This is a genomic window from Virgibacillus sp. 7505 (assembly GCF_002272135.1).
GTDB lineage: Bacteria > Bacillota > Bacilli > Bacillales > Amphibacillaceae > Terribacillus.
Map to the genome: position 1 here is coordinate 1 of NZ_NPBF01000004.1, position 16,782 is coordinate 16,782.

The following is a 16,782-nucleotide window of genomic DNA, read 5'->3' on the forward strand; positions in this document are numbered from 1 at the left end:
CAACCGTTGGCATACAGAACATCTAAATCATAATCACTTATAATTTTATATAACTTAGATACTTTCGATATATAATCTATTCCCATCTTGTACCTTAAACTGTTCAACTGTAGATTAATTATCTTAACTTTCTTATTTATCTCTTTTATATATTCCGTATCACCAGGACAAAGTAAATAAAGATTAAGATCTTCTTCTTTTGATAGACTGTTTATCAAAAGTATCATACTTTGTTCTGCTCCACCTTTTTTAGGTGAATGAGTCATAAAAAGTACATTCATTACGTAATCACCAATTATCTTATATATTTTAAAAGTAATTCTTCTTGATTGTAGTTCTCTTTAATAAATTCTTGAGACCTATCAACATAATTCTGAGATAATTCTTTTGAGCCTAATAATTCATTAATAGCATCTGCATACGCCTTTTCTTCATCTCTTACAATTAAGTGTGTATCATTTATTAAGCCCGTACCCTCATTACCAATTGTAGTAGAAACTACAGGTAAGCCATTCATTATAGCTTCAATTGTTTTAAGTTTAACTCCAGCACCGTTTAGCATTGGATTCACAAAAACTCTACCTTGTTCATAAATATCATCTAGAGACTCAGGTGAATCATGAATAGTTATACAATTGTCATGCTTCGCCAACTTAATTAACCAATCTATACTATTATTGCGAGAGTTACCTGCTACAATAAACTCGTATTCAGAATTGCTTCTTTTTACAAGAGGATGTACCTTTTCTATATACCATTCAATTGCTTCCTTGTTATTTGTCATAAATAGCGATCCAATAAATACCACTTTTTTTGTATCTAATTTGCGAAGGTGAAATTTATCACCAGTAGGAGGCGGTAAAAAATATGTTTTTTTATCTTTGTATTTTAAGTCGAATTGCATCTTTTCTTTATTAGAAATAAACAAATAATTTTCTATTTTTTTATTAACTGATTTAGATATAAGGCTAAATTTGACCATTTCAGATAGAAAATAAATTTTCTTCAACCACTTTTTTTCGCTATTCTTAAGAGATTTAAGATAAACAAGCTCATCATTGTGTACTCTTAAATAAACTTTTGCTCTATCACTTTTCATAGCTTTCAGTACTGGATATGTATATTCTCCTTCTAAGAGAACAATGTCATAATCTTCTTCTATATTTATTTTAGATAAGGATCCCCTTGAGGTCATTTGGTAAGGGGCTATTGATAATAAATTTCTCACCTTAAAATCTCTTTGAATACAAGTTATTTTCTCAACATATTTTTGAACTACTTCTTTATCATTTACTGTGGGCGTTGCTTCAGGACTTGTAGTACAAATTAAATCGATTTTATATCCTAGACTACTTAATTTTTTTATCCTACCCCAGATGTCTACTCGACCACCATGGTTAGCAGGATAAGGAAAGTCACTTGAAACAATAAGAATTTTTGTCATGTCCGACCCCTTACTTTCGTTTGTAAACTTTAATTGTTTCTATAGCTACGTGATTCCAATTTAACTTATTATCTAATTCTAAAAAGGCCTCATCGTTAAAATCGGTTTCCATAGCCAATAACATTTTAGAAAGTAAATCTTCATTTGAATTATTTTCGTAAAGAAGAGCCATATCTTCGTTAAAATATTCTTCAAAAAAACGTCCCTTTGGTGCTATTATTGGCCTTTGGAAACTAGTTGCTAGTATTGCTGTACCTGATGTTGTAATCTCTTCATACGGTAAAACAACAATATTTGATGCTTGTATTATACTTACTATTTCGCTATCCGGAATAAATCTTATGTCCATGACAATATTCTCTGAGTTACTTTGTTTCAAATAATCATACTTAGCGTCGGGTTTGCCTGCGATGACTAAAGTCGCTTTCTTGCTCTCTATTTTCTTAAAGGTATTAATTAATTTTTCAACACCCTTATATTCCTTTATTGCACCAATAAATAAAAACACGAAGGAATTTCTATTTATATCCTTTTGTTCTCTATAATCATAGTTCGTCTCCTCATAAGCTTCTTTGTAATGTCCGTGCGGCACAACTTTAATTTTATTTCCATTGATATTATATTCTTTGATAATTTCGTCCTTTATAAATTCACCAGCAGCAATTAGATTATTGCAGAAGAACATAACCATTTTTCTAGCAAACTTTTCAGCCTTTTTGTATTTAAGTTTATGAGGATATAAGTTATGTACAGTCCAAATTAACTTAATGCCTTTAAATTTTAAGAATATCAATGTAATAATCATAATAAATATTTTAAAAAGTTGTACTAAATATATATTTGATTGGTACATGCGATGAATCCAATGAAAGTGTAGAATTTCTCCTTTTTTTAATTTAAAAAGGTAAATCCATCTAAAATGCTCTACACTATGCCCATTACGTTCCAATGAACTGCTCAATAATTCACTATACATATTTGTTGTACTAGTTTTTGGCCACATCCAAATTTTCATTTTTTTACCTCTTTAGTAAGCATCTTTTGATCCAATTAAAACTGTAAAAGTTTTAATTATAAGTTTTAAATCTAAAAGTATACTTTTTGTCTTTATATACCTCAAGTCTAGCTCTACCTGTTCATTAAATCCTAAATTACTTCTCCCATTTACTTGCCATAAACATGTTAATCCTGGTTTAACATTTAATCTCTGTCTTTCATATTTTGTATAAAATTTTACTTCACGTGGTAATGCTGGTCGAGGACCAACTAAAGACATTTCTCCTCTTAATACGTTAAATAACTGAGGTAATTCATCAATACTCGTTCTACGGATAAATCGTCCAACTTTAGTAACTCTCGGATCTTCTTTAATCTTAAATAAAGGCCCAGTTGCTTCATTTTTCTCTATTAATCCGTCCAGTAAATCCTCAGCATTAGAAACCATTGACCGAAACTTATACATACTAAAGGTCCGACCATTTTTTCCGACTCTTTCTTGTTTAAAAATAACTGAACCTTTTCTATCTTCCATTTTAATTAGAAATATAATTAATATAAAAATAGGGACAAGTAAAGTAATACCTATTAATGACAAAGAAACATCAATGGACCTTTTAATTATGTGATATGATTTATTATTACTTTCTATTGAATTATCAATATCTACACTATCAAATAATTGCTGATGTTTAGATTCTGCCATACATTAACCTCCTATCAAAAAATACCCAAGAACTTCTTCCTTGTGATTTTTTCTGGAATGTCTCCGACAATAGTTTCTCCTTCTAGCACTTTATAGGCATTATCTTGAAATGCGTAAATAATATCAATTCCATATTTTTCTTTCATATCTTCTAATGCTTCCTGCATAGCAAAGCCTCTACTGCGCACATTATGTGCATCAGAAGCTATAAAATGAGTAAGATTAGCTTGTATTATTTCATGGCTGAAATTCTGTATTTTCTTTCCAAACTTCCCAACTAGGCTTGCAGCTGTGACTTGAGTCAGCACTCCGCTTTTGACAAGTTCATAGAGTTTATCTGGTTTTGATAGCAATTCACTGTTACGTTCTGGATGAACAATAATTGGTGTATAACCTTCCACCTGAAGATCATAAAGCAGTTTGTTCGTATACTTAGGAACAGTTGAAGTAGGTAATTCAACAAGGATATAAGGAGTATCAAGATTCACGGGTAAAATTTCTTTGGCTGATAACCCCTCAGCAAGGTCACCGTAAATTCTGGTTTCTTGTCCTGGCAGGATATTAACTTCTATATTTTCTTCCTCTAAGATTCTGTTTAATTCATCAACACGCATAAGGATGTCTTCTCGATAATTATCAAATTGATTATTGCGGTGATGCGGGGTAGCGACAATGGTATGAATACCTTGTTCCGCTGCTGCTTTTGCCATCTCTATACTGTCTTCCAATGTTCTTGCTCCATCATCAACACCCGGAAGTATATGGCAATGAATATCTATCATACGATCTACACCCTTCATTTCCCCAAATTATTCAAAAAAGTAATGACATATTTCCTATATCCCGCGCGAAAATATATCCTCGTTAATCGAGGACATATTTTTGCTTAGGTTAACTACCATAATAGTAGTAAGTATTCGACTTCTTTTGCGCTACATCATTCAGCACAATTCCAAGCAGCTTAGCATGTGCCGGTTCAAGCAGCTCTTTTGCTTTTTGAATCGCATCGTACTCCGTCTGTTCGCTCCGCACGACGATTAGAGCTCCGTCACACGTATTAGCTAGGATCTGTGCATCTGTTACAGCCAGTACTGGCGGTGTATCAAAGATAACCATGTCATACGTTTCTTGTGCTTTTAGAATCAATTGTTTCATAGCGTTAGAACCTAATAGCTCAGATGGGTTTGGAGGAATTGGTCCGCATGTCAGGATGTCCAAATTCGGAACATCTGTTTCCTTGGTTGCTTCCTCTAAAGGTTTCTCGCCCACTAGTACAGTGCTAAGGCCCGCACGGTTATCTAGCTTGAATGTGTAATGTACAGTTGGCTTACGTAAATCGGCATCAATTAACAATACCTTTTTACCCTGTTGCGCAAAGACAACAGCCAGGTTTGCAGTAGTAGATGATTTCCCTTCAGATGGACCCGACGATGTCACAAGAAGTGAACGCATCGTTGCATCCACTGATGCAAATTCAATATTCGTACGGATTGTACGATATTGTTCAGAAATAGGAGACTTGGGATTAAACTTTGTTATGAGAGAACGGACATTTGTCTTAAACTGTTTTTTTCTTTTGGCCACTGTACTCTCTCCTAACTTGTCTCTTATTAGCAGACGCTGTATATTGCTTATTTGTTTTCATGTCTTCCTCGGTCATATGGCTAATGATACCGATAACTGGGATACCAATGCGTTTCTCGATATCAGCCTCTGTTTTAACAGTATTATCAAGATACTCTAATAGGAATGCCAGACCGATTCCCACCATTGCACCCAGTACAAGAGCAATAGCAGTATTCAATAGGATGTTTGGACTAGCCGGTGATGGATCTTCTACTGTTTCAGCTAAAGATAAAGGCTTAACGTTTTCTAAATTCATTAATTCCGGAATTTCTTTTTGGAAAACATCAACTGTAGTGTTGGCAAGCTCTGCAGCTTTTGCCTGACTTGTATCTGTTGCGGTTACGGTGATGATCTGTGTATCAGCTTCGGAGGCAACTTCCAGCTTCTCCGCCAATTCGCTGGAAGAGAGGGATAAGTTCATTTCCTTTGCGACTTCATCCAGGATGACTGGGCTTGTCATGACAATCTTATATGTATTGATTAAGCTGATATTGGATTGGATAGCATTATTCAGAGTGGAAACATCCACGTTTTCTTCCTGATTGACTACGACAGATGCACTAGCTTGGTAGGTCGGGGTAATTAAAAAATAACTTACTAAAAAAGCGATAGCAGCGAAACTAACGATCAAAGATAAAATCATCAGCGCTCGTTTTTTCAATACTGCAAAAATTTCCTTTAAAGAGATTGTCTCTTCCATTCATGTCCCTCCGATGAGTTGTACTAAAAAATAAGTCCAAAGACAAAGAAAAATGCTAACTTTTAGAAATTTATATGTACTTTTTTATTATATAAGGTTTCCATAGCCTTGCAATGACTGTTTTTGTCGAAAATATGTAAGCGCTACAATAGTCACTTGCATCTTGTCGAAACATCGATATAATATATAGTCCAATTTTCTTAGTCAGCAATTAAAAACATGAAAAGTATACCACAAATTTCCCAGATACAACATAGAATTACCAAATTATAATAAAAAAACCGAACCCACTTGCGCAGGTTCGGTTTCTTCTTATTTGTTTTCTGTTACAACACTGTTATTCAGATATTCCTGAAGCTGATCTTTTAAGTCAGGACGATCAAGTGCGAATTCGATTGTCGCTTTGATGAATCCAAATTTATCACCAACGTCATAACGATCGCCAGTGAACTCACAGGCGTAAACAGCTTGCTTCTTGTTCAATTCCTTGATCGCATCTGTCAGCTGGATCTCTCCGCCAGCACCTGGAGGAAGAGTTTCCAAGATATCGAATATCTCCGGAGTCAATACATAACGACCCATGATAGCGTAGTTAGATGGAGCTTCTTCTTTTTTAGGCTTCTCAACCAAGTCACTGACTTGCATCAGGTTCGGCTCGCTTGTAGAACCTTGAGGTGCAACAACACCGTACTTGGATACTTCAGATTCAGGTACTTGCTGAACACCAACAACAGAACCGCGATACTTCTCGAATGCCTCTGTTAATTGTTTCAATGCTGGTGTGCCTTCTGTTTTCACAATGTCATCACCTAGCAATACTGCGAATGGCTCGTTGCCGATGAATTTCTTAGCAGTAGAGATTGCGTGGCCAAGACCTTTTGCTTCTTTTTGACGGATATAGTGGATATCAGCCAGATTGGAGATGCCTTGGATTTCCTCAAGCATCTTCATTTTATCCTTCTTGATAAGCTGATCCTCTAATTCGTAGGATTTATCGAAGTGGTCTTCAATCGCACGCTTACCGCGGCCACTGACAATGATGATATCCTCGATACCTGATTTTACGGCTTCTTCAACAATGTACTGAATTGTCGGTTTGTCGACGATCGGCAGCATTTCCTTTGGCTGTGCTTTTGTTGCTGGCAGGAAGCGTGTACCTAATCCTGCAGCTGGGATGATGGCCTTTTTGATTTTCATACGTTCTGCACCTCTTTATGTAATGTATGTAGATAGCGTGTAGAGTGTTTCGTACAAATTATACTTCCCGATGCAATGAAGATAAAACATATTTCCATACGGTAAAGTGCAACTCATACTAAAGTCCCTATACTTTTACTGAATCTGTAAAAATAGTAACATACTTTTCAGAATTGGCTCAATAGATAACTTTCTACATTTCCCTACAATATACGAGTTTAATATTACAGTTACATTACAACTGCGTAAATTCTGGTAATCTATGTGCCAAATTATGCTATAGTATGATTAATTTCTATGGATTATGAAAATAAAGGAGAACGTTATTAGAATGAAAAAGACGATTGTTACCCTTGCTGCTACTGCGGTAATTGCTAGTTCATATGCCACAACTGTTGACGCTGCATCTTACAAGGTTCAGAAGGGCGACTCGCTCTGGAAGATCGCTAGCCAAAATAACACTTCCGTTTCTAAGCTGATGGAAATCAATGGACTGAAAAGCTCCATTATCTTCCCTAACCAAGTATTGCAGACTTCTGGTTCATCCAGTTCATCTAAATCTACTACGAAAACATCTTCATCATCTTCTAGCAGTGCTTCTACTTATACTGTTAAATCTGGTGATACGTTGAGTGGTATTGCATCTAAGCATAAAATCTCTTTGAGCAACTTGAAAAAATGGAATAATATCTCCGGATACTTGATTTATCCTGGCGACAAGCTGAAGGTTTCTGCAGGAGGTTCTTCTTCATCGAATAACTCTTCCTCCAATTCTGGAAGCTCATCCAACAATAACAGCAGCTCTTCTTCTACTTATAAAGTGAAGTCTGGTGACTCACTATGGAAGATCGCTAACAACAACGGCGTATCTGTTGCGAACCTGAAAAGCTGGAACAACCTATCTTCTGATGTGATCCGTGTTGGTCAAACATTGAAGATCAATGGCAAAGCGAGCAGCGGTTCATCTTCTTCTTCGAAGCCTGCGAATAACACACAAGTGGATTCCGCTAAGACTTCTAAGAGTGTGGACAAGCTGATCAGCGTTGCTAAATCCCAGCTTGGCAAACCATATGTATGGGGCGGCTCTTCAACTGCTGGCTTCGACTGCAGCGGATTCATCTATTATGCTTTCAAGAACGCTGGATATGATATCTCCCGTACATCTGCGGAAGGTTACTTCAACCGTTCTTACTATGTAAACTCACCGCAGCCTGGTGACTTGATCTTCTTCAAAGGTACGTATAAAGCTGGTATCTCCCATATGGGTATCTACCTTGGCGGCGGCCAGTTCATCCATGCGGATAACGACGGTGTACGTATCACAAGCACAAGCAACTCTTACTACGCGAAGCACTTCGATAGCTACAAGCGTTTCTATTGATCATAAGAGCTTGGGACAGAACCTTCTGTCTCAGGCTTTTTTATTTTGCTTTCTGGAGAAATGAGCTGGCGCAGGTCCGTCAGCTGACGCGCTACTTCCGCCACCAGGAATAGCATAACAAGTACACCTATTACATAGATAACGAGCTGAAGCATTTGTTTCCCCTCTCTTTATTCTTGTTATCTATTAGACGGTTCAGAACCGTGCTTGGTTTCATATTTACTATAAAAAAAGGCTTATTCCTATATTCGGAATAAGCCTTTTGTATGAACGATCCGGTATTTGGCTACTTCTACACGTGTACCTTCCGTTGTGGAAGACGTAATATCAAAGTTGTCCATAAGTCGCTTCACTCCTGGAAGGCCGCGTCCCAATCCGCCACCTGTCGTATAGCCATCCAGCATGGCTTCCTGCAGGTTTTGTATACCAGGGCCGTTATCTTTGGCTGTAATATGAATGCCAATCCTTCTTGTATCCTGTTCGCTGCGGATACAGATTGTTCCGCTGCCTGCATATTTATATATGTTACGGGCAAGCTCTGAGATGGCTGCAGTGATGCGTGCTTGTTCGACCGCACTGAATCCTAAGTCTGCTGCTAGCTTCCTGCCGCATGATCTGCTTGTGACAATATCTTTTTCATTTTCTATCTTCATTTCAGTCACCTTCCCCTCACCAGGAGCTGACGCCATGTGCTTACTTATATTGATAGATAGGTCTCCTTCTGATTGGCTTGGACCATTAAAATAAGCCAAAGTAAAGACGCTTCCCGCTGCCCCTACTTTGGCTTTATCGCTAGTTCCATGCCCAGCTGATTGCTAGCCAATATCTTTTAGTTTGTTCAAAGGATCGATTATAACGACTATGATGCTCCGATCTGATTCGAATTCCCAATCAGCGAACACCTCTTGTACAGCGCCTTCCAGCAGATGACTTTCTTTATCAAATGCCTTGCGGAACGCTTGCTTTTCCAGTTTACTCTTTGCTCTTCGCAATACTTCTGTCTCGCCTAGATTGAAGATTTCCTTCTCAATGTCGACCAGAATGCCATCGCGGTAGATAACTAGAGTTCTACTATTCAGTTTAACTGTTTTTACTGTATTTGGCAACTTTTGAATCGATTCCGTAATCATAGCGACCAGCTCATTGATTTGCTGAGGATATTCCATTTGTTCAAGTGCGATGATTGTTTCCCTTGTGGCTACGATAACACCGCCATTCGTCTTTATATCCCAATCATAGAAGAAGTGTTGATAGTCGCGCCCAGTCCACTTCTCAATTTGTTTTTTCAATTCAGGGAGACATTTTTCCATGAGTGTATCTCGTGTGTCGTACACCATAGCATATTGCTCTTGTTCCAGAAGCACCTTTTCAACCGGTGTCAGCAAATCCCGCACATAAATACAGACTATAGCTTCAGAAATAGAAACAAATACCCCTTCAGGTCCTTTTCCGAAATGTTTTCGCAAAAGTCCTGCTGTAAAGCCTGCCAGCTCTTTTTGTTGTTCTTTTATGTTCATTCTCGTATACCCTGTTTCCGATAGATTTTTTTATTTTAATTGTACTGTATAAGCGCCTTATTTGGATATAAAAAAAAGCCTGCACTAACGAATTTTAATCGTCATGGTGTAGGCTTCGTTGTTCTGTTCCATTGACATGGATAATTCTTCTCCTTCCAGGATAATGCGGGGCATATCGTCCAATGTCCGCTTCGCTTTCGGATTTTCATAAATGAATGATTGTGGCATAAAGAACAGGCTGTTCTTACCATCTGTTCCTTTTTCGAGTACGATGTCATGCAGATCCGGTATTTCGATCATATGATTGTCTATATATATTTTTGCGACTATTGGTTTATGGTTGAAAACGAAAAAGTAATTATCGTTGATGGACGAACCTCTTTTTGTTCTCTCGACAAAATCCTGCACACTTAACGTCAATGAAGGGCAAGTCATCTCTTACCACTCCTTTCCTTTCTATGCATATGGAAAGCTTTTTCTTAGGTGGCTTGCTACTTGTTATGTACCCTTCTACTAGAAATATAAACGAATTATCCACAGGCTTTCTGAAACTTTTGCCCCAGGCAAATGTGCTTTAAACCAGGGGTTATGATACACTAGGTGCTGTGATTTTACTTTATTCGACAACTGGGGGCAGACTTATGTATCCTGCGAACACGATACGTGAAAAAGCGTCTTTATTCTTTCACATATTATGGCCTATCCTCGTGACACAGATCAGCTACAATGCCATGACTGTGCTTGATACGATGATGTCTGGACGTGCCGGCACAGATGATTTGGCTGGTGTGGCCGTTGGCTCCAGTCTATGGATGCCCGTCTATACCGGATTGACTGGCATCATGCTGGCCATCACGCCGATGGTCGGACAGCTGATCGGCAACAACCGCCGCAGCGATGTCGGACGGACAGTTATGCAGGGATTTTATCTGGCTATTGTAATCTCACTGGTTGTACTGGCTATCGGCGCAATTGCTCTGCAGCCTGTGCTCGGAATCATGGACTTGAGTGCTGACGTACATACAGTGGCTACAGATTATCTGCACGGACTATCGATCGGTATCATCCCGCTGTTTGCCAGCGCCGTTTTGCGTAATTTCTTTGATGCACAAGGCTATACGAGAGTATCAATGGTGATTTTGTTAATGGCACTGCCAATCAATGCGTTGCTGAATTATCTGCTCATTTTCGGTAACTTCGGTTTTCCGGAACTTGGCGGGGCCGGTGCCGGCTATGCGACAGCCTTTACATATTGGTTCATATTCGGGGCAAGTGTGTTTCTGACATTCAAGCTGAAAGAGATGCGGACGCATTACCTGTTTGTCCGATGGTATAGGGTATCATTTCAGGCTTGGAAGGAGCAGTTGAAGATCGGTGTGCCAATGGGTCTCAGTACATTCTTCGAAGCCAGTATCTTCAGTGTTGTTACGCTGCTGATGGGTTCCCTATTCGATACGACTGTCATTGCAGCCCACCAGACGGCATTGAACTTTACGACACTCATGTTCATGGTACCGCTAAGCATCTCAATTGGGATGACAATCGTGGTATCACATGAGGTCGGTGCCCGACGGATGAACCACGCTAAGCAATACGCCATTCTTGGTGTCAGTTCTGCACTAGTGATTATCGGTATTTTGAGCTTATTGTTATTCATTTTCCGCGAACAGATCAGTTACTTCTACACATCTGATCGTGCGGTCGTACTGCTTGCCATGCAGTTTATGCTGTTCGCGATCATGTACCAGTTTTCCGATGCAGCCCAAGCATCCCTGCAGGGTGTCCTGCGCGGATACAAAGATGTTACTATCCCATTCATCATTGCTTTTGTTTCCTATTGGATCGTCGGTTTGCCTAGCGGTTATTTACTTTCCCGCTTCACTACATTAGAACCCTTCGGATTCTGGGTCGGCATTACGCTCGGTCTGACCTGTGCCGCTATTGGTTTCTTCCTTCGACTGCGATTCATTCAGCGCAGACAAGTGAAAGCTGCTGTATAAACACCTCCATCTCGGAGGTGTTTTTTTGTACAACTTTCCTAGTTTCCCCAATCAACGCTTCCAATCTCAAATTAATGTCTCAAAATTCAACCTACTTTCCCAATAAAAATCTACTAGGAAACATGCTATGCTTGATACAGGCAAAATCTTACAGACTAGGGAGTGTAACTGATGCGTTCTGACGTCACATTCAACTCAGAAGAGCTAAGGGAACTGCTCAATTTGTGGTATATGAATATCAAATTGAAGAAAGTCCAAGCCGCGGAAAAGCTTAAAACGGAAGTATCCGAACAGCTCGCTAAAGGTGAAGCGAATGACGACGTCGTCAAGCTAGCACTTCTGATCCATAGCCGCCACCATATCCTGTGCAAGAATTATTCCGAAGCAGAAAAGCTCATCAGCCAAGTAGAAGGATTCTCCCCTTATCTCAAGGAAGAGCACCTCTACTATCTGCATCTGTTCAAAGGCATGTATCTGTATTCGACCAAGGATTATTACAATGCCATTGAGGAATACGGGGAAGTTGAACCCTACCTCGGCTATATCCAGGATGAAATCGAAAAAGCGGAATTCTTTGATCTGTTTGCATCGGCGCTTTATTACTTGGATTATACGAATCGGTCGGCTATATATGCGGAGAAGGCGATTTATATTTATCAGTTGTATCCTGCGTATGAGAAAAAGCTGACAAGAGCTAAAATCTTGATTGCTTTAAACTATATCGATATGTGTGAATTCGATTTAGCCGAAGAATATCTTCACTCTGCTTTACAGGATACTAATACAAAACATGATGTTATGGTGCAAGTTAGTGTCTATCATAACTTAGGGATTCTTTATGATCGAAAAGGACTCAATGAGGCAGCCAAACGTTATTTAACAAAGGTCATCCAGCATGAGGACTTCGAAAATTACTTATCTACTGTTTTTCTTTTATGTGAGATATCATTTCGGGAAAAGGAATATGAAAATGGGGTTACCTACCTTAAAATGGGTACAAGACGCTTGGAACAGGAACCAGATGAAGATTACTATTGGAAATTTCAGATCTTACACGCTAAATATATTGAACCAGATAAGTATATAGATACACTATCAAAAGCTGTAGATTACTTCTCAAGTGCTCATCGCATTTACGAGACGCAAAAATACGCTGATGAGCTAGCTAGCTATTTTAGTAATGAGAGAAATTTTGAAAAAGCGAATCATTTCTATCGGTTGGCTTTAGGTAATCAAAATAATATTATTATGTTCCATTCAAGGAGGTGATGATGATGACAAAGAAAAGAATCGTAGGATTACTAGTACTTGTAACAATCCTAAGCAGCATTGCAGGCATTTCATTCAATGATACTGCTGAAAAAGGACACCTGCCTAACGCACCTGTTTTGACGGACTTCTAATACTTAAAACAGAAAAACCGGCATCCGCCGGTTTTTTTCTATTTTCCGTATCTATAGCTAGGTGCTCCTACAACATCTGTCTCATATACAAAGATACCACCAGCAAGTGGCTCCTTCTCCAAGTCTTCTTCCGTCAGACCCTGTCTTGCTGTCGTGATGTACAATGTCTTCCGTTCCGGACCACCGAACGCACAGCTTGTCACTTGACTGACTGGCAAATGTACATCCTCAAGCCGCTCACCTGTTTCAGGGTTCCATCGAGACACCTTGGATCCGCCGTAATGTGCGACCCACAGATTGCCTTCTTCATCGATCGTCATACCGTCTGGTTTACCATCCTTGAACGAAACAACTGTACGAGGGTTGCTGATCTCACCCTTCTCACCGTCGTAATCAAAGCATTGCACCTCGCCGGTTGGTGTATCTATATAGTAGAAATACTTATGATCCGGGCTCCACGCAAGACCATTGGAGTTTCCAATACCATCAATGATGCGTGTCAGCTCTTGATCCACTTCCATACGATAAAAGGCTCCTTTATGGCCGCTACCCTTTTTCGGCATCGTACCTGCCCACAGCCTTCCGTAAGGATCCGCCTTTCCATCATTGAAACGGTTGGAAGGTCTGTCCGTTTCCGGGCTGTGAAGCAGCACCTTTGCTTTTAACTCGCTATCCGTTTCATAAATGCCTTCTTCCATCGCCATAATAAGTCCGCCATCCTTTTTCAATATGACAGCTCCGATTTTCTGGTCGACTGGAATCTCCCGATGTTCTTCCGTTTTCGTATCATATACATGAATTGCTTGACCATTTATATCCACCCAATATAACTCTTCCGTTTCTTCCCGCCAAAAAGGACCTTCGGCCAAGCTCTGTTTCGCATCTAGGAATAATTTCGCTTCTGCCACTTTCTCCACTCCTTTACGTATGTATTACCTGCTATAGTAATAATACCATTATATGATTTACTTATTACCTGAATTGCTATCATCTAAGCATCCTATTGAAAAAAGGAGGGAATACCATGTTCGAAACAGAACGACTGCTTATTCGCCCGTATACAACTGAGGATCTTCCTTTTTTGGAGAGCTTGGTCAGCGACCCACGCGTGGTCCGTTATATCGGAAACGGAAAACCAAGAACAAAGGAAGGCGCCCGTTTATTTTTCAATTGGAATTTGTCTCATATGAAAGAAGAGCAGCCATTAGGGCTGCAGCTTTTGGTTGAGAAAGCTAGCGGGGAACCAGTTGGGCACGCTGGGCTGGTTCCGCAGGAGATAGATGATGTAACGGAGCTTGAAGTTGGCTATTGGATTGCTCCAGCATATTGGGGAAAGGGCTTTGCCACGGAAGCTGCTGCTGCATTCCAGGAGATGGCATTCGATCAATTGAATGAAAATAGAATAATTGCCTTGATTTATCCCGGGAATATTGCCTCCTGCAGAGTTGCTGAGAAGCTAGGTATGCATATTTGGAAAACGATCGAGCGCCATAACAAGGAAGTATTCGTTTATGCCAAAGAAAAAACCCCTCCTATTTAGGAGGGGAGGAAATTATGCATCATAGCCATTCGGACGATTCTGATGCCATCTCCACGCATCACCGATGATGTCTTTCATATCTGTTCGTGACGGATTCCATCCAAGTACTTCCTTCGCCTTCGCAGAGCTTGCGATCAAGACAGCTGGGTCACCAGCACGGCGCGGACCGACCTTGGCCGGGATTTCCTTGCCAGTCACTTCTCGTGCAACGTCAATCAACTCTTTAACAGAGAAGCCTTGGCTGGAGCCGAGGTTAAAGATATCACTCTTGCCACCTTTATCCAAGTAATCTAATGCCAGCAAATGGGCATCGATCAAGTCGACAACATGGATATAGTCGCGGATACATGTTCCATCTTCTGTTGGATAGTCATCACCGAAGATGCTAATATGCTCTCGCTGTCCGAGTGCTGTTTGCAGAATGATTGGAATCAGATGGCTTTCCGGATCATGATCTTCGCCAATCTGTCCGCTCGGATGAGCGCCAGCGACATTAAAGTAGCGTAGTGAGACATATTTAATACCGTATGCCTGGTCACACCATTTCATCATTTTTTCCATCATCAGCTTGGACTCACCGTAAGGACTTTCGGGATTCGTATCGAGATCCTCTGTAAGTGGCACAACGTTTGTATCGCCGTATGTCGCTGCTGTAGAAGAGAAGACAATTTTCTTCACTTCATGCTTACGCATTGTCTCAAGAAGAACCTGCATACCATACACATTGTTACCAAAGTACTTCAAGGGATCTTCTACTGATTCTGCAACAAGGGAGCTAGCAGCAAAGTGGACAACCGCATCGACTTTTTCCTTTGTGAATACATCATCCAGGAATGCTGCATCACGAAGATCTCCTTCATAGAAAATGGCATTCTTGTCCGCAGCTGCGGCATGGCCTGTAATTATGTTATCAATGATGACTGCCTCATGCCCTTTCTCCAAAAGCATGGCTACTGCATGGGAACCAATATAACCTGCACCGCCTGTAACTAGTACTTTCATAGATTTTTCCTCGATTCTCTTATTATTATCACTCAAATTATAGCATGCTTGCGGTCAAATAAATGGTAAAGTTTACACCTTATTCCATTCGTGAAGATGCAGACTGCGCACGCCATTAACCAAGTACGGATCCTGCTCAGCAAGAGTTCTTGCTTCTGCCTCGTTTTCTGCCTGATAGATAACCAGTCCGCCTGTTCCATCAGCGAACGCTCCTCTTGCAAAGATAAATCCCTTTTCATCCAAGTCAGCCAGGAAATCCAAATGTGCCTGGCGGTATTGCTGGTTCAATTCCGGTTTCTCCATTTTAAGAAATGCAGCAAAATATTTCATTGGAAATCTCCCCTTCTATTTTATTCTGCGGTCTTGGCAAGCATGAGTGCTCCGACAATACCTGCATTATCCTCCAGACCTGGCGGAACGAGATAATTTTCCGGCAGCGGGACATAGCGCTGCACAAGTGCTTCCAGCTCACGCTGAACCATCTCATGAAGCCCCTCCTTCTTCATGACGCCGCCGCCCATGACGATTTTCTCGGGGCTGAGCACCAAGGTGTAGCTCATGATTGCCTGAGCCAAATAATAAGCTTCCAGCTGCCATACCGCTTCTTGATGATACAGCTTTTGTGCCTTCTCCCCCCAGCGTGCTTCAATAGCCGGTCCGGCTGCCAGTCCTTCCAAGCAGTCCTTATGATACGGACATTTCCCAGGATACGCATCATGCGTATTCCGACGGACAAGCAGATGACCCATTTCCGGATGGGAGAAGCCTCTTAAGGTTTCTCCATTCACAATGGCCCCTGCACCAATACCTGTTCCAACCGTAATATACAGACAGCTTCCTGCATGTTTTGCTGCTCCGTGCATATACTCCCCTAAAGCAGCTGCGTTTACATCGGTATCCAGCTTTACCGGTACACCGAGCCTGTTTTTAAGCTCCGACAGCAGCGGATAGTCCTTCCACTGCAGCTTTGGTGTGTTGCCGATGGTGCCGTAAGTCGGGCTGTCTTCTTTTACATCAACTGGCCCGAACGCTCCGACTCCTAGTGCTTCGATCTGTCTGTCATGGAAGAAGTCAAACACCAGCTGCAGCGTTTCTTCCGGCTTCGTTGTCGGGAAAGATGCTCTTTCTTCTACATTTCCATGTTCATCACCAACAGCACAAACGAATTTTGTACCGCCAGCTTCAATTGCTCCATATCGCATCACTATCACCTCATTTGTCTCTCTTATTCTACTATGGGATTTTTCTCCTTCTCCGTCAATAGTTACCC

General features: G+C 40.4%; 21 protein-coding genes. 5 read left to right on the plus strand and 16 right to left on the minus strand.

Translation table 11 applies throughout. From position 1 onward, the window contains the following. The 8 genes from CHH91_RS20880 to galU all read right to left on the minus strand — a co-directional run. On the minus strand, positions 1-281 hold a 281-nt coding region (locus tag CHH91_RS20880; protein WP_217973680.1), incomplete at its 3' end, for a glycosyltransferase family protein. 14 nt (positions 282-295) lie between these two features. Beyond that, positions 296-1,444: a glycosyltransferase family 4 protein gene (locus CHH91_RS00035; protein WP_095220854.1), complete on the minus strand. Its 1,149-nt coding sequence runs from the start codon at positions 1,442-1,444 to the stop codon at positions 296-298. 10 nt (positions 1,445-1,454) lie between these two features. Next, positions 1,455-2,459, minus strand: a complete 1,005-nt coding sequence (locus CHH91_RS00040; RefSeq protein WP_095220855.1) for a glycosyltransferase — start codon at positions 2,457-2,459, stop codon at positions 1,455-1,457. Positions 2,460-2,471: 12 nt separating this feature from the next. Further along, positions 2,472-3,146 (minus strand): sugar transferase, encoded by a 675-nt coding sequence (locus tag CHH91_RS00045; RefSeq protein WP_095220856.1) that lies wholly within the window; start codon positions 3,144-3,146, stop codon positions 2,472-2,474. 14 nt (positions 3,147-3,160) lie between these two features. Continuing rightward, positions 3,161-3,928: a tyrosine-protein phosphatase gene (locus tag CHH91_RS00050; RefSeq protein WP_095220857.1), complete on the minus strand. Its 768-nt coding sequence runs from the start codon at positions 3,926-3,928 to the stop codon at positions 3,161-3,163. Positions 3,929-4,037: 109 nt separating this feature from the next. Continuing rightward, complete coding sequence (locus CHH91_RS00055) at positions 4,038-4,730, minus strand: CpsD/CapB family tyrosine-protein kinase (RefSeq protein WP_095220858.1); 693 nt, start codon at positions 4,728-4,730, stop codon at positions 4,038-4,040. After that, entirely contained in the window at positions 4,705-5,472 is a 768-nt protein-coding gene (locus CHH91_RS00060) for a YveK family protein (protein ID WP_095220859.1), read from the minus strand. Before CHH91_RS00060 ends, CHH91_RS00055 begins: the two co-directional genes overlap by 26 nt. 312 nt (positions 5,473-5,784) lie before the next feature. After that, on the minus strand, positions 5,785-6,669 hold the full coding sequence (gene galU / locus CHH91_RS00065) for a UTP--glucose-1-phosphate uridylyltransferase GalU (protein WP_095220860.1): 885 nt from the start codon (positions 6,667-6,669) through the stop codon (positions 5,785-5,787). Between the two features lie 331 nt (positions 6,670-7,000). Between galU and CHH91_RS00070 the strand changes: the two genes are divergently transcribed. Then, on the plus strand, positions 7,001-8,050 hold the full coding sequence (locus CHH91_RS00070; RefSeq protein WP_095220861.1) for a C40 family peptidase: 1,050 nt from the start codon (positions 7,001-7,003) through the stop codon (positions 8,048-8,050). Here CHH91_RS00070 and CHH91_RS20390 read toward each other — a convergent pair. From CHH91_RS20390 to CHH91_RS00085, 4 genes are all read right to left on the minus strand, one after another. Then, positions 8,044-8,205, minus strand: coding sequence for a hypothetical protein (locus CHH91_RS20390; protein ID WP_176465601.1), 162 nt, complete (start codon positions 8,203-8,205; stop codon positions 8,044-8,046). The two genes, CHH91_RS00070 and CHH91_RS20390, sit on opposite strands and share 7 nt — an antisense overlap. Positions 8,206-8,292: 87 nt before the next feature. After that, positions 8,293-8,703 (minus strand): ATP-binding protein, encoded by a 411-nt coding sequence (locus CHH91_RS00075; protein ID WP_286160655.1) that lies wholly within the window; start codon positions 8,701-8,703, stop codon positions 8,293-8,295. A 162-nt stretch (positions 8,704-8,865) separates the two neighbouring features. After that, entirely contained in the window at positions 8,866-9,567 is a 702-nt protein-coding gene (locus tag CHH91_RS00080; RefSeq protein ID WP_095220863.1) for a Na-translocating system protein MpsC family protein, read from the minus strand. Positions 9,568-9,651: 84 nt separating this feature from the next. Continuing rightward, positions 9,652-10,002, minus strand: coding sequence for a hypothetical protein (locus tag CHH91_RS00085; protein WP_095220864.1), 351 nt, complete (start codon positions 10,000-10,002; stop codon positions 9,652-9,654). A 206-nt stretch (positions 10,003-10,208) separates the two neighbouring features. Here CHH91_RS00085 and CHH91_RS00090 point away from each other — a divergent pair, with 206 nt between their 5' ends. From CHH91_RS00090 to CHH91_RS21125, 3 genes are all read left to right on the plus strand, one after another. Beyond that, a complete protein-coding gene (locus CHH91_RS00090) occupies positions 10,209-11,567 on the plus strand; it encodes an MATE family efflux transporter (RefSeq protein WP_095220865.1) in 1,359 nt (452 codons plus the stop codon). Positions 11,568-11,738: 171 nt separating this feature from the next. Further along, complete coding sequence (locus CHH91_RS00095; protein WP_095220866.1) at positions 11,739-12,836, plus strand: response regulator aspartate phosphatase; 1,098 nt, start codon at positions 11,739-11,741, stop codon at positions 12,834-12,836. 5 nt (positions 12,837-12,841) lie between these two features. Beyond that, a complete protein-coding gene (locus CHH91_RS21125; protein ID WP_286160643.1) occupies positions 12,842-12,970 on the plus strand; it encodes a hypothetical protein in 129 nt (42 codons plus the stop codon). Positions 12,971-13,008: 38 nt separating this feature from the next. Here the strand turns inward: CHH91_RS21125 and CHH91_RS00100 are convergent, their stop codons facing one another. Then, the gene (locus CHH91_RS00100) at positions 13,009-13,878 is read right to left on the minus strand and encodes an SMP-30/gluconolactonase/LRE family protein (RefSeq protein ID WP_095220867.1); all 870 of its coding nucleotides are present in this window, start codon (positions 13,876-13,878) and stop codon (positions 13,009-13,011) included. A gap of 116 nt (positions 13,879-13,994) precedes the next feature. On the opposite strand from CHH91_RS00100, the gene CHH91_RS00105 reads away from it, so the two are divergent. Next, positions 13,995-14,510, plus strand: a complete 516-nt coding sequence (locus CHH91_RS00105; protein WP_095220868.1) for a GNAT family N-acetyltransferase — start codon at positions 13,995-13,997, stop codon at positions 14,508-14,510. A gap of 12 nt (positions 14,511-14,522) precedes the next feature. Here CHH91_RS00105 and galE read toward each other — a convergent pair whose 3' ends face one another. The 3 genes from galE to CHH91_RS00120 all read right to left on the minus strand — a co-directional run bounded on the left by galE (position 14,523) and on the right by CHH91_RS00120 (position 16,717). Further along, the gene (galE, locus tag CHH91_RS00110) at positions 14,523-15,512 is read right to left on the minus strand and encodes a UDP-glucose 4-epimerase GalE (protein ID WP_095220869.1); all 990 of its coding nucleotides are present in this window, start codon (positions 15,510-15,512) and stop codon (positions 14,523-14,525) included. A 72-nt stretch (positions 15,513-15,584) separates the two neighbouring features. Further along, a complete protein-coding gene (locus CHH91_RS00115; protein WP_095220870.1) occupies positions 15,585-15,842 on the minus strand; it encodes a YciI family protein in 258 nt (85 codons plus the stop codon). A gap of 20 nt (positions 15,843-15,862) precedes the next feature. After that, positions 15,863-16,717, minus strand: coding sequence for an ROK family protein (locus CHH91_RS00120; RefSeq protein ID WP_286160644.1), 855 nt, complete (start codon positions 16,715-16,717; stop codon positions 15,863-15,865). Between the last annotated feature and the right edge of the window lie 65 nt (positions 16,718-16,782).

What these genes read in the sequence shown, in the direction of transcription:
- CHH91_RS00035 (WP_095220854.1), bottom strand. Translation starts at nt 1,444, where the DNA reads ATGACAAAAATTCTTATTGTTTCAAGTGACTTTCCTTATCCTGCTAAC.
- CHH91_RS00040 (WP_095220855.1), bottom strand. Translation starts at nt 2,459, where the DNA reads ATGAAAATTTGGATGTGGCCAAAAACTAGTACAACAAATATGTATAGT.
- CHH91_RS00045 (WP_095220856.1), bottom strand. Translation starts at nt 3,146, where the DNA reads ATGGCAGAATCTAAACATCAGCAATTATTTGATAGTGTAGATATTGAT.
- CHH91_RS00050 (WP_095220857.1), bottom strand. Translation starts at nt 3,928, where the DNA reads ATGATAGATATTCATTGCCATATACTTCCGGGTGTTGATGATGGAGCA.
- CHH91_RS00060 (WP_095220859.1), bottom strand. Translation starts at nt 5,472, where the DNA reads ATGGAAGAGACAATCTCTTTAAAGGAAATTTTTGCAGTATTGAAAAAA.
- galU (WP_095220860.1), bottom strand. Translation starts at nt 6,669, where the DNA reads ATGAAAATCAAAAAGGCCATCATCCCAGCTGCAGGATTAGGTACACGC.
- CHH91_RS00070 (WP_095220861.1), top strand. Translation starts at nt 7,001, where the DNA reads ATGAAAAAGACGATTGTTACCCTTGCTGCTACTGCGGTAATTGCTAGT.
- CHH91_RS20390 (WP_176465601.1), bottom strand. Translation starts at nt 8,205, where the DNA reads ATGCTTCAGCTCGTTATCTATGTAATAGGTGTACTTGTTATGCTATTC.
- CHH91_RS00075 (WP_286160655.1), bottom strand. Translation starts at nt 8,703, where the DNA reads ATGAAGATAGAAAATGAAAAAGATATTGTCACAAGCAGATCATGCGGC.
- CHH91_RS00080 (WP_095220863.1), bottom strand. Translation starts at nt 9,567, where the DNA reads ATGAACATAAAAGAACAACAAAAAGAGCTGGCAGGCTTTACAGCAGGA.
- CHH91_RS00085 (WP_095220864.1), bottom strand. Translation starts at nt 10,002, where the DNA reads ATGACTTGCCCTTCATTGACGTTAAGTGTGCAGGATTTTGTCGAGAGA.
- CHH91_RS00090 (WP_095220865.1), top strand. Translation starts at nt 10,209, where the DNA reads ATGTATCCTGCGAACACGATACGTGAAAAAGCGTCTTTATTCTTTCAC.
- CHH91_RS00095 (WP_095220866.1), top strand. Translation starts at nt 11,739, where the DNA reads ATGCGTTCTGACGTCACATTCAACTCAGAAGAGCTAAGGGAACTGCTC.
- CHH91_RS21125 (WP_286160643.1), top strand. Translation starts at nt 12,842, where the DNA reads ATGACAAAGAAAAGAATCGTAGGATTACTAGTACTTGTAACAATCCTA.
- CHH91_RS00105 (WP_095220868.1), top strand. Translation starts at nt 13,995, where the DNA reads ATGTTCGAAACAGAACGACTGCTTATTCGCCCGTATACAACTGAGGAT.
- galE (WP_095220869.1), bottom strand. Translation starts at nt 15,512, where the DNA reads ATGAAAGTACTAGTTACAGGCGGTGCAGGTTATATTGGTTCCCATGCA.
- CHH91_RS00115 (WP_095220870.1), bottom strand. Translation starts at nt 15,842, where the DNA reads ATGAAATATTTTGCTGCATTTCTTAAAATGGAGAAACCGGAATTGAAC.